At 75.6% G+C, this 11371-nt stretch carries 10 protein-coding genes and 2 riboswitches; of the genes, 7 read left to right on the forward strand and 3 right to left on the reverse strand.

Annotated features, from left to right (window positions below; genetic code table 11):
• Nucleotides 1-55: 55 nt before the first annotated feature.
• From ABZ340_RS07800 to ABZ340_RS07810, 3 genes are read right to left on the reverse strand one after another with little or no spacing between them, the layout of a single operon-like run.
• Nucleotides 56-1126 carry a prenyltransferase gene (locus ABZ340_RS07800; RefSeq protein WP_358780857.1) on the reverse strand — a complete coding sequence of 357 codons (1071 nt, stop codon included), beginning with the start codon at nucleotides 1124-1126 and terminating at the stop codon, nucleotides 56-58.
• Complete coding sequence (locus ABZ340_RS07805; RefSeq protein WP_358780858.1) at nucleotides 1123-1866, reverse strand: class I SAM-dependent methyltransferase; 744 nt, start codon at nucleotides 1864-1866, stop codon at nucleotides 1123-1125. Before ABZ340_RS07805 ends, ABZ340_RS07800 begins: the two co-directional genes overlap by 4 nt.
• Complete coding sequence (locus ABZ340_RS07810) at nucleotides 1860-3302, reverse strand: glycosyltransferase family 4 protein (protein WP_358780859.1); 1443 nt, start codon at nucleotides 3300-3302, stop codon at nucleotides 1860-1862. The genes ABZ340_RS07805 and ABZ340_RS07810 overlap by 7 nt, the downstream gene beginning before the upstream one ends.
• 181 nt (nucleotides 3303-3483) lie before the next feature.
• On the opposite strand from ABZ340_RS07810, the gene ABZ340_RS07815 reads away from it, so the two are divergent.
• The 7 genes from ABZ340_RS07815 (at nucleotide 3484) to ABZ340_RS07845 (ending at nucleotide 11331) form a co-directional block, all read left to right on the forward strand.
• The gene (locus ABZ340_RS07815) at nucleotides 3484-4170 is read left to right on the forward strand and encodes a TetR family transcriptional regulator (RefSeq protein WP_358780896.1); all 687 of its coding nucleotides are present in this window, start codon (nucleotides 3484-3486) and stop codon (nucleotides 4168-4170) included.
• 31 nt (nucleotides 4171-4201) lie between these two features.
• Nucleotides 4202-4375: riboswitch (TPP riboswitch) on the reverse strand.
• A gap of 180 nt (nucleotides 4376-4555) precedes the next feature.
• A riboswitch (cobalamin riboswitch) is annotated at nucleotides 4556-4628 on the forward strand.
• Nucleotides 4629-4760: 132 nt separating this feature from the next.
• The gene (locus ABZ340_RS07820; RefSeq protein ID WP_358780860.1) at nucleotides 4761-6017 is read left to right on the forward strand and encodes a prenyltransferase/squalene oxidase repeat-containing protein; all 1257 of its coding nucleotides are present in this window, start codon (nucleotides 4761-4763) and stop codon (nucleotides 6015-6017) included.
• Nucleotides 6014-6670 carry an SCO2322 family protein gene (locus ABZ340_RS07825; RefSeq protein WP_358780861.1) on the forward strand — a complete coding sequence of 219 codons (657 nt, stop codon included), beginning with the start codon at nucleotides 6014-6016 and terminating at the stop codon, nucleotides 6668-6670. The genes ABZ340_RS07820 and ABZ340_RS07825 overlap by 4 nt, the downstream gene beginning before the upstream one ends.
• 8 nt (nucleotides 6671-6678) lie before the next feature.
• A complete protein-coding gene (locus ABZ340_RS07830; protein ID WP_358780862.1) occupies nucleotides 6679-7815 on the forward strand; it encodes an energy-coupling factor transporter transmembrane component T in 1137 nt (378 codons plus the stop codon).
• A complete protein-coding gene (locus tag ABZ340_RS07835) occupies nucleotides 7812-9722 on the forward strand; it encodes an ATP-binding cassette domain-containing protein (RefSeq protein WP_358780863.1) in 1911 nt (636 codons plus the stop codon). Before ABZ340_RS07830 ends, ABZ340_RS07835 begins: the two co-directional genes overlap by 4 nt.
• Nucleotides 9723-9838: 116 nt before the next feature.
• A complete protein-coding gene (locus tag ABZ340_RS07840) occupies nucleotides 9839-10615 on the forward strand; it encodes an ECF transporter S component (RefSeq protein ID WP_358780897.1) in 777 nt (258 codons plus the stop codon).
• 296 nt (nucleotides 10616-10911) lie between these two features.
• Nucleotides 10912-11331 (forward strand): transglycosylase SLT domain-containing protein, encoded by a 420-nt coding sequence (locus ABZ340_RS07845; RefSeq protein ID WP_358780864.1) that lies wholly within the window; start codon nucleotides 10912-10914, stop codon nucleotides 11329-11331.
• Nucleotides 11332-11371 lie beyond the last annotated feature (40 nt).

An 11371-nucleotide genomic window follows, 5' to 3' on the forward strand; every position in this document is an offset into this window, starting at 1 on the left:
GGCCCCTCGCCCTGCCGGGCGGGGGGCCGTTTTCCGTTCCCGCTCCCCACCCGGGTCAGCCGCAGCAGTCCGCTTCCAGCCCCCGCGGCAGGCGGTCGCCGCCGAAGACGGCGCAGGTGGCCTCGTGGCCGCCGAGCGCGGCGACCGCGAGGAGGAGGGACCCGGCCGTCCAGGTGGTCAGCTCCCGCGGCCAGATCGCGTCGTCCTCGAAGACGTAGCCGGTCCAGTACAGGCCGCTGGCCTCGTCCCGCAGGTGCTGGATCGACTGGAGGACCTCCAGGGCGCGGTCGGACTCGCCCGTCGCCCACAGCGCGAGGGCGAGTTCGGCCGACTCGCCGCCGGTGACCCACGGGTTGGGCACCACGCAGCGCACGCCGAGGCCGGGGACGACGAAGCGGTCCCAGTCCTCCTCGATGCGCGCCTTGGCCTCCGCGCCGGTCAGCGCGCCGCCCAGGACGGGGTAGTACCAGTCCATCGAGTAGCGGCCCTTGTCCAGGAACCGCTCCGGGTGGCGGCGGATCGCGTGGCGCAGCACGCCGGCCGCCAGCTCCCAGTCGGGCTGGGGCTCTTCGCGCTGCTCGGCGATGGCGAGCGCGCAGCGCAGCGCGTGGTGGACGGAGGAACAGCCCGTCAGCAGGGCGTCCGCCGTGGCCGTGCCGTCGTCGTCGCGCCGCCAGCCGATCTGCCCGCCGGGCTGCTGGAGCCGCAGCACCCACTCGACCGCCGCGTACACCACCGGCCACATGCGGTCCAGGAAGGTGTCGTCGCCGGTGGAGAGGTAGTGGTGCCAGACCCCTACGGCGACGTAGGCGACGAAGTTGGTCTCCCGGCCGCGGTCGGTGACCCGGCCGGGGTCGCCGTCGGCGTAGGCGGCGTACCAGGAGCCGTCCTCGTTCTGGTGGCGGGCCAGCCACGCGTACGCCCGCTCGGCGGCCTCGTGCTCGCCGGCCGCGTCCAGCGCCATCGCCGCCTCGGTGTGGTCCCAGGGGTCGAGGTGGTGACCGCGGAACCACGGGAGCGCGCCGTCCTCGCGCTGGACGGCGAGGATGCCGCGCACGGTGGCGGCGGCCTGCGCGTCGGTGAGCACCCCGGGCAGGACGAGGTGTTCCGTGCGGGGCGTCGTCACGCGGCGTCCACCGGGGGCAGGTGCGGCAGGTGCGGCTTGGTCGCGTACGCCACGAAGCTCTTGCCGATCAGCGGGTTCAGCGCCTGCTCGGCGACCCGGGTGGCCAGCGGCTTCTTCATGATGTCCCAGACCAGCAGCTTGTGGTACGCCCGCACCGGCAGCGCCTTGTCGTTGTCGACGCCGAACGCGCACTTCAGCCACCAGTACGGCGAGTGCAGCCCGTGGGCGTGGTGGGTGCCGTAGGGCCGCAGGCCGGCCTCGCGCATCTTGGCGAGCAGTTCGTCCGCCTTGTAGATGCGGATGTGGCCGCCCTCGACCTCGTGGTAGGCGTCGGACAGCGCCCAGCAGACCTTCTCGGGGCCGTAGCGGGGCACGGTGACGGCGATGCGCCCGCCGGGCCTGAGCACGCGGACCATCTCGGCGAGCACGCCCTTGTCGTCGGGGATGTGCTCCATCACCTCGGAGATGATGACGACGTCGAAGGACTCGTCGGGGAAGGGCAGCGCGAGCGCGTCGCCCTCCATGGCCGTCGCGGTGGCACCCTCGGGGGCCTCGCCGGCCTCCTTCATCGCCGCGAACCACTTGGCGACCTCGCGGATCTCCTCGCCGTTGCGGTCCAGGGCGACGACCCGGGCGCCTCTGCGGTAGCACTCGAAGGCGTGCCGGCCGGCCCCGCAGCCGAGGTCCAGGACGCGGTCGCCCGGGGCGAGCGGGAACCGGGAGAAGTCGACGGTCAGCACGTGGCCCTGCCTTCGGGGTAGACGCCGGTGACACTGGTGGGAACGGGGGGCTCGGACGGGGCCCGCCGCGATGCCGAGGGGGCGCCCGGCGGGGCCGGGGAGGGAGCGGGGGCGGCGCCCGGAGTGGCCGCGCGGGCGATCGCCTCCCGGTAGTGGGCCACCGTCCCCTCGGCGGCCCGGGCCCAGGTGAAGTGCCGCAGCACGCGCTCGCGTCCGGCGGCGCCGAGGCGGGCCCGCAGCTCCGGGTCGCCGAGCAGCCGGCCCAGCGCGGCGGCCAGCGCGCCCGCGTCGCCGGGCGGCACCGCCAGGCAGGTCTCGCCGTCGCGGCCGGCGACCTCGGGGATCGCCCCGCCGGTGGTGGCCACCAGCGGCGTCCCGGTCGCCATGGCCTCGGCGGCCGGCAGCGAGAAGCCCTCGTACAGCGACGGCACGCAGGCGACCTGGGCCGAGCGCACCAGGTCGACCAGTTCCGCGTCGGAGATGCCCTTGACGAACTCGACGGCGCCTTCGAGTCCGTACCGCTCGACCGCCTGCGCGACGGGGCCTTCCGCGGGCCGCTTGCCGACGACGACGAGGTGGGCGTCCGGGTGCTCGGTGCGCACCTTGGCCAGCGCCTCGACGAGGAAGACGAGGCCCTTGAGCGGCACGTCCGCGCTGGAGGTGGTCACGATCCGGCCCGGCACCTGCGGCACCGAGGGGTCGGGCGAGAACAGGCCGGTGTCGGCGCCGATGTGGACGACGTGGACGCGGTCCCGGCGCACGCCCAGGTCGTCGACGATCTCCTGGCGGGAGCTGCCGGAGACGGTGAGCACGGACGGCAGGCGGCGTGCGACCCGCTTCTGCATGCGGGTGAAGGCGTACCAGCGGCGCACCGAGCAGCGGCGCTGCCAGGTCCGGGCCGCCTCCAGCTCCAGCCGCCGGTCCACGGTGATGGGGTGGTGGATGGTGGTGACCAGCGGGGCACCGAGGTCGCCCAACAGGCCGTAGCCGAGCGTCTGGTTGTCGTGGACGACGTCGAAGTCCCCGCGGCGGGCGCGCAGATGGCGGCGGGCGCGCAGGGAGAAGGTCAGCGGCTCGGGGAAGCCGCCGGTCCACATGGTGGCGACCTCCAGCGCGTCGATCCAGTCGCGGTACTCGTCGCGCTTCGGGGTGCGGAAGGGGTCGGGCTGGCGGTAGAGGTCCAGGCTGGGCAGTTCGGTCAGGCGCAGGCCGCCGGCGTACTCCTCGTCCTCGTCGAGGACGGGGTAGGGCTGGGCGCCGATCACCTCGACGTGGTGGCCGAGGCGGGCCAGTTCGCGCGAGAGGTGCCGGACGTAGACGCCCTGGCCGCCGCAGAACGGGTTTCCCTTGTAGGTGAGGAGTGCGATGCGAAGCGGCCGCGAGCCGTCGCTCGCGAGGTCCGGGCGGGGACCCGCCTGACTGGCCTCAGCGGTCACTCCGGGCCCCCTTCTCCCTGCACTGTCCCGCGAGGTTACGCCGGGACGTTAATCTGGAACAAGTTTCAGACTTGATCGTTCAGAGGCTCTGAATCTACCGGCAGGTAAGGGCGCTGTGGCCCGTGGACCGGGTGATTCGCGCCACGGCGGCCGAGGCGGACAGGGGGCCGACGTGACCAGAGTGACCAGGGCGGACGCCGTGACGGCCCCCGGCGCGCGAGCCGCCGCTCCCGCCCTCACCGAGCGGCAGGAGGCGCGCCGGCGCCGCATCCTGCGGGCGAGCGCCGAGCTGGCCGGGCGGGGCGGTTTCGACGCGGTGCAGATGCGGGAGGTCGCGGAGTCCTCCCAGGTGGCGCTCGGCACGCTGTACCGCTACTTCCCCTCCAAGGTGCATCTGCTGGTCGCGACGATGCAGGACCGGCTGGAGCATCTGCACACCGCCTTGCGCAGGCGGCCGCCGACGGGCGGCACGGCGGCCCGGCGGGCGGCGCAGACCCTGCTGCGGGCCTTCCGCGCCCTGCAGCGCGAGCCGCGTCTGGCCGAGGCGATGGTCAGGGCGCTGACGTTCGCGGACCGCAGTGTGAGCGCGGAGGCCGAGGAGGTCTCCCGCCGGACGACGGCGATCATCCTGGACGCGACGGGTCTCGCCGGCCCCACCCCCGAGCAGCTCTCCGCGATCCGGGTCGTCGAGCACACCTGGCACTCGGCGCTGATCGCCTGGCTGTCCGGGCGGGCCTCGGCCGCGCAGGTGAAGGCCGACATCGAGACGGCGTGCCGGCTGATCGACCTGGCGGGCGCGGACACGGGCCCGGAGACGGGCCCGGACAAGGGGCTGGGGCACACGCGGAAGTACGCGTCGAGGCAGTAGAGGTACGCGCACGGGTGCGGCGGCACGCGAAGGACCTACGAGACGGGTTCCCTTCGCCGGTATTGCCCGGATCAGGTGACTGGGGGTCGCCGTCCGGTCTCTCGACCTTCCGGCCTCTCAGCCCGACCGTCGACGTCGGCATCAGCGGAAGCCGAGGCTTCTCGCCGAAGTCGGCTACTCCGGTTGGACTCCCTCACTCGCCCCGTAGGCCTGACATCAGGATAAACCTTTCTTCTCCTGATGGAACCCCCTAAAGGGGGCAAATCTGGAGAAAAATTCCGGTGGCGCAGGAGAGGCGCCGTGCCCCCGGGCCGCCCCCTCGGGCCACCCCGGCCGCCCTCCCCCGGCCGGGTAAAGTAGCCAGGTCGTCATCACACCCGTACGGGGGGAAGCCGGTGCAATTCCGGCGCTGACCCGCAACCGTAAACCGCCGTTCCCGGCGGTGAGCCGGATCGCCCCGGGCGGGACCGTGACCGGCTCACGTGCCCGGCGCCCGCCGGTGCACGGGCACCGTCGAGGTATACGGAGCCGAGCCGCCCGGGGGTGTCCCGTGCTGCCCGGCCCGCCGCAGGGAAAGGCACCCGCCGATCATGAACGTCCGCCGTCGCAGCGCCGCGGCCCTGGCCGCCATAGCCGTGATCGGCGCCGCCGCGCCCGCGGTCGCCGCCGACCCGTCCCCGTCCCCGTCGGCCCTGGCCAAGGCGGATGGCACCGCCGGGCTGTACGGCACCTCCGACCCGACGTACGACGGTGTCTGGCGCCAGTCCCTCGCCCTGCTCGCGCAGGACGCGGTGGGTGTCGAGCCTCCGGCGCAGGCCGTCGGCTGGCTCACCCGGCAGCAGTGCGCCGACGGGGCCTTCGCGCCCTTCCGCGCCGACACCGCCAAGCCCTGCGACGCCAAGACCGCGGTCGACACCAACAGCACGGCCGCCGCCGTCCAGGCCCTCGCCGCCCTCGGCGGCCACGACGCCGCCACCGGCAAGGCCCTCACCTGGCTGAAGTCCGTGCAGAACAAGGACGGCGGCTGGGGCTACACGCCGGGCGGCCCCAGCGACGCCAACTCCACCTCCGTCGTCATCGGCGCCCTGACCGCCGCCGGCGAGAAGCCGGAGCAGGTCACCAAGGGCGGCAAGTCCCCCTACGACGCCCTGCTCGCCTTCGCCCTGCCCTGCGAGGGCGACGGCAAGGGCGCCTTCGCCTTCCAGCCGGACGAGAAGGGCAAGCTGTCCGCCAACGCCGACGCCACCGCCGCCGGTGTGCTCGGCGCGCTCGGCAAGGGCCTGGTGACCGGGCCGGGCAAGGCGGCCGACGCCGAGTGCGCCGGCTCCGGAAAGCCCACCCGGCAGGAGGCCGCCGCGGGCGGTGCCGCCTATCTCTCCCAGGCCGTCGCCAAGACCGGCCACCTCACCTCCGCCCTCGCCGGCGCCGCCGACCAGCCCGACTACGGCAACACCGCCGACGCCGTCGTCGCGCTCGCCGCGCAGGGCGGCGCCGAGCGGGCCGCGAAGCCGCTGCGCTGGCTGGAGGAGAACGCCGCGACCTGGGCGAAGCAGAGCGGCCCGGCCGCCTGGGCCCAGCTGATCCTCGCCGCCCACGCCACGGGCACCGACCCCCGCGCCTTCGGCGGCACCGACCTGGTCGCCCGGTTGCAGGCGACCGGTCCCGACGTGCCGACGGCGAGCGTGACGGTCAGCGCGACGACGGCGAGCGGGGACGAGGAGAAGGACAAGGAGAAGAAGGAGGAGGACGGCGGCCTCGGCGTCTGGTGGTTCGTCGGCGTCTGCCTCGTCGCCGGCATCGGCATCGGCTTCCTGTTCAGCGGCCGCAACCGGAAGCAGCAGCCGTGATCCGCCGCGCCGCCCTCCTCGCCCTGACCGCGCTCGTGCTGCTCGCGGGCGCCGGCCAGGCTCAGGCCGCCGGGTACCGCTACTGGTCGTTCTGGGAGCGCGAGGGCGACCGGTGGACGTATGCCACCCAGGGCCCGTCCACCGCCCGCCCCGACGACGGCGACGTCCAGGGCTTCCGGTTCGCGGTGAGCGAGGACTCCGGGGACGCGGCCCGGCCGCGCGGCGCCGCCGACTTCGCGTCGGTCTGCGGCGGCACGCCCGCCCACGAGGGCAGCAAGCGGGTCGCGCTCGTCCTCGACTTCGGTACGGCGGCCGACGCCCCGTCCGGCGAGACCCCGCCCGGCCGCCGTACCGCCTGCGCCCGCGTCTCCCCCGGCGCGACGACGGCGGACGCCCTGGCGGCCGTCGCCGGACCGCTGCGCTACGACGCCAACGCCCTGCTGTGCGCCATCGCCGGTTACCCGCGGAAGGGGTGCGGCGAGCAGGTGGCGGAAGGCGGGAAGGAGCAGAAGCAGCAGAAGGAGCAGAAGGAGCAAGGGGACCCGGAGAAGGACGAGAGCGGGCCGTCGGCCGGTCTCCTCGCCGGCGTCGGGCTCGTGGTGGTGCTGGGCGGGGCGGCCGTGTGGCAGGCGCGGCGGCGCAGGAAAGCGTAGGCGCGGGCATGCGTGACGGCGCCGCCGTGCACCCCGGTGCCTGGTGGCTGTGGGCGCTCGGCCTCGGAGCCGCCGCCACCCGCACCACCAACCCCCTCCTCCTCGCCCTGCTCGTCGCGGTCTCCGCGTACGTCGTGACGGCGCGCCGCCCGCACGCCCCCTGGTCCCGCTCCTACGGCACCTTCGTGAAGCTGGCCCTCGCCGTCATCGCCGTCCGCCTCGTCTTCATGGCCGTCTTCGGCTCCGGCGTCCCCGGCACGCACGTGCTCGTCACGCTGCCCGAGGTCCCGCTGCCCGACTGGGCGCAGGGCATCCGCCTGGGCGGCGAGGTCACCGCCGAGGGACTGGCCTACGCGCTGTACCAGGCCATGAAGCTGGCCGCCCTGCTGATCTGCGTCGGCGCCGCGAACGCCCTCGCCAGCCCCTCCCGCCTCCTCAAGGCCCTGCCCGGCGCCCTGTACGAGACGGGCGTCGCCGTCGTCGTCGCCCTCACCTTCGCCCCGTACCTCATCGCCGACGTGCGGCGCCTGCGCGCCGCCCGCCGGCTGCGGGGCCGGCCCGACCGGGGCGTGCGGGGCCTGCTCCAGGTCGGGCTGCCGGTCCTGGAGGGCGCGCTGGAGCGTTCCGTGGCCCTGGCCGCCGCGATGGACGCCCGCGGGTACGGCCGTACCGCGCGGGTCCCCGCCGCCGTCCGCCGTACGACCGCCGCCCTCACCCTGGCCGGGCTGCTCGGCGTCTGCGCGGGAACGTACGGGATGCTCACCGCCGAGGGCGGCACGTACGGGCTGCCCGTGCTGCTCGCCGGGGTCGCCGCCGCCCTCGCGGGCCTGTGGCTCGGGGGCCGCCGCTCCCTGCGCACCCGCTACCGGCCCGACCGCTGGGACCTGCGGTCCGGCCTGGTCGCCGCGTCCGGCGCCGCGGTCGCGGCCCTGCTGGCCCTCGCCGCCGTCCGCGACCCGGCCGCGCTGAACCCGAGTGTGGTCCCGCCGGTCGCGCCCGCCCTGCCCCTGTGGCCGGCGGCGGCCGTCCTCCTCGGGCTGCTGCCCGCCTTCGTCACCCCCGCCCCCGACCGCCCCGCCCCCGGCCGTCCTGTCCCCGGCCGTCCCGTATCCGCCCGTCCCGTATCCGCCGAGGAGGCGTCGTGATCCGCTTCGAGGACGTCAGCGTGACGTACGACGGGGCGAGCGAACCCACCGTCCAGGGAGTGGACTTCACCGTCCCGGAAGGCGAACTCGTGCTGCTCGTCGGCCCGTCGGGGGCCGGCAAGTCGACCGTGCTCGGCGCGGTGAGCGGCCTGGTGCCGCACTTCACCGGCGGCACCCTGCGCGGCCGGGTCACCGTCGCCGGCCGCGACACCCGCACCCACAAGCCGCGCGACCTGGCCGACGTCGTCGGCACCGTGGGCCAGGATCCGCTGGCCCACTTCGTGACGGACACCGTGGAGGAGGAGCTCGCCTACGGCATGGAGTCGCTGGGCCTGCCGCCCCAGGTGATGCGCCGCCGGGTGGAGGAGACCCTCGACCTGCTCGGCCTGGCCGACCTGCGCGACCGCCCGATCGCCACGCTCTCCGGCGGGCAGCGGCAGCGGGTGGCGATCGGCTCGGTCCTCACGCCGCACCCCGCGGTGCTGGTGCTGGACGAGCCGACCTCGGCCCTGGACCCGGCCGCCGCGGAGGAGGTCCTCGCCGTCCTCCAGCGCCTCGTCCACGACCTCGGCACCACGGTCCTGATGGCCGAACACCGTCTGGAACGCGTCATCCAGTACGCCGACCAGGTCGTCCTCCTGCCGGAACCGGGGGCGGCGCCGGTCGCCGGCGCCCCGGCCGAGGTGATGGCCGTCTCCCCGGTGTGCCCGCCGGTGGTGGAGCTGGGCCGCCTGGCGGGCTGGTCCCCGCTGCCGCTGACGGTCCGGGACGCCCGGCGCCGGGCGGCACCCCTGCGGGAGCGGCTCGCCGGGCGGACGGCACCGCGGGGTGGACCGGAAGGTGAACCGCAGGGTGGGCCGGAGGCCGTCCCGGAGGGTGGACCGGAAGGCGCCCCGGAGGGCACGCGGAAGACCACTTCCAAGGCCGTCCCGGAGGGTGCTCCGGAGGCCGCCGCCCCGGGGAGTGCTCTGGAGGCCGCCCAGGAGGGCACTCCGGAGACCGCTCCGAAGGCCGCCCAAGACGGTGCTCCGGAGGCCGTCCCGGCGGTCGTCCCGGAGGGCGTCGGCGCGTCCGCCGTCCGGTCCGTCCCGTTCCCGCGCCGGTGGCCGCGGCGCAGGCCGCCCCGCCGGGGGCCGGGGCCCGTCCCCCGCTCCGGTCCCGTCGCCGAGGCCCGCGGCCTCGCCGTGCGCCGCGGCCGGGCCGAGACCCTGCACGGCGTCGACCTCACCGTCTCCCCCGGTGAGACCGTCGCCCTCATGGGCCGCAACGGCGCCGGGAAGTCCACCCTGCTGTCGGCGCTCGTCGGTCTGGTGGAGCCGTCCGCCGGCTCCGTCCGCGCCGCCGGCGCCGTACCGCACCGGACGCCGCCCCGCGACCTCGTGCGCCGCGTCGGCCTGGTCCCGCAGGAGCCGCGGGACCTGCTGTACGCCGACACGGTCGCCGCCGAGTGCCTGGCCGCCGACCGGGACGCGGGCGCGGAGCCCGGCACCTGCCGCGCCCTGCTGTCCGAGCTGCTGCCCGGCGTCGCCGACGGCACGCACCCGCGCGACCTGTCGGAGGGGCAGCGCCTGACGCTCGCCCTGGCCGTGGTGCTGACGGCCCGCCCGCCGCTGCTCCTGCTGGACGAGCCGACGCGCGGCCTGGACTACGCGGCCAAGGCCCGCCTGACCGCGATCCTGCGCGCCCTGGCCGCCGAGGGCCACGCCATCGTGCTGGCCACCCACGACGTGGAGCTGGCCGTGGAGCTCGCCCACCGGGTGGTGCTGCTCGCGCAGGGCGAGGTGATCGCCGACGGCCCGACCGCGGACGTGGCGGTGGCCTCCCCGTCCTTCGCCCCGCAGGTCGCCAAGATCCTCGCCCCGCAGAAGTGGCTGACGGTGGCCCAGGTACGGAAGGCCCTGTCGTGACCCCCGCGCCGTCCCCGGACCCCGCGTCGCCCTCGGTCCCCGCGTCGCCCCCGGCTCCTGCCCGCCGGCGCCGGGTCCGGGCCGTCCGTCTCGGCCCCCGCTCCGTCGCCGCCCTCGTGCTGGCCGGTGCGGTCGGGGTGGCCGCCTTCGGCTGGCCGTTCCTCGCCCCGCCCGACTCGCAGGTCGGCGCGCACGCCCAGGACGCTCCGTGGCTGTTCGCGGGGCTGCTGGTGCTGCTGGTGGCCGTGGTGGCGGCGACCATCGCGGAGTCGGGGCTCGGCCCGAAGGCGGTGGCGATGCTCGGCGTCCTGGCGGCGGCGGGCGCGGCGCTGCGCCCGCTCGGCGCGGGCACCGCCGGCCTGGAGCCGATGTTCTTCCTGATGCTGCTCAGCGGGCGGGTCCTCGGCCCGGGGTTCGGGTTCGTCCTCGGCTCGGTCACCATGTTCGCGTCCGCGCTGCTGACGGGCGGGGTGGGGCCGTGGATGCCGTTCCAGATGCTGACGCTGGGCTGGTTCACGATGGGCGCCGGCCTGCTGCCGTTCCCCGACCGGCTGCGCGGGCGCGCGGAGCTGTGGCTGCTGGCCGGCTACGGCTTCCTCGCCGCGTTCGCCTACGGAGCCGTGATGAACCTGGCGGGCTGGCCCTTCATGAGCCTCGGCTCGGACATCGGCTTTCACGCGGGGGCCTCCGTCCCCGCCAACCTGGCCCACTTCGTGGCCTACTACCTGGCCACCTCCCTCGGCTGGGACCTGGGCCGCGCGCTCGTCACGGTCGTCCTGACCTTCGTCCTCGGCCCCACGCTCCTCAAGGCGCTGCGCCGGGCCACCCGCCGGGCCGCGTTCGAGACGCCGGTCACCTTCGAGGACCCCGCCCCGGTGAACCGGCCCACATGACCTGGGTCACCTACGAACCGGGGTCGTAGGCGCCGCGCACCGGAGACGGGCGGCGCCTACCGCCGCGGCCTGCGGTGCGCCGGGCCCGTCGCACCGGGAGCCAGGGCCCCGTATGCGAACGGGGTTAGTAAAAGGGGTGATTGCGGGCGCCCTCGCGGGCTGTTTCCCTGGACGGGCCGCCAGGCGCCGACGTGCCCCCAGGGGCCGCGGCGCCGACGTATGCCTCCCCCCGCGCCGGTACGCGCCGCGTGGTTCCGGCATGCCGCGGCTCCCCCGTCCCCGTCGAAAGGCTCCCCGTGACCGTCTCCTCCCTCTCCTTCCTTCGCCGTGCCGCCGCCCCGAAGAAGGCCCTCGCCGGTGCCGCCGTGGCCGCCGCCGCCTGCGGCACGCTGATCGCCGCCGCGCCCGCCCAGGCCGCGACGCCGGCCTCCTCGGCCCAGGCGACCGCGAAGAAGATGATCGGGAGCACGGCCGAGTACCAGTGCTTCTCGAAGATCGTCGAGCGGGAGAGCGGCTGGGACGTCGACGCCACCAACGCCTCCAGCGGCGCCTACGGCCTGGTCCAGGCCCTGCCGGGCTCGAAGATGGCCTCGGCCGGCTCCGACTGGAGGACCAACGCGGCCACCCAGATCGAGTGGGGCCTGGACTACATGAAGGACCGTTACGGCAGCGCCTGCGACGCCTGGAACTTCTGGCAGGCCAACGGCTGGTACTGATCCGGCCCGAACGGCCCGCCCGGCCCCACGCACAGCCGAA

Origin of the sequence: Streptomyces sp. NPDC006134, from assembly GCF_040628835.1 — a bacterium.
GTDB lineage: Bacteria > Actinomycetota > Actinomycetes > Streptomycetales > Streptomycetaceae > Streptomyces.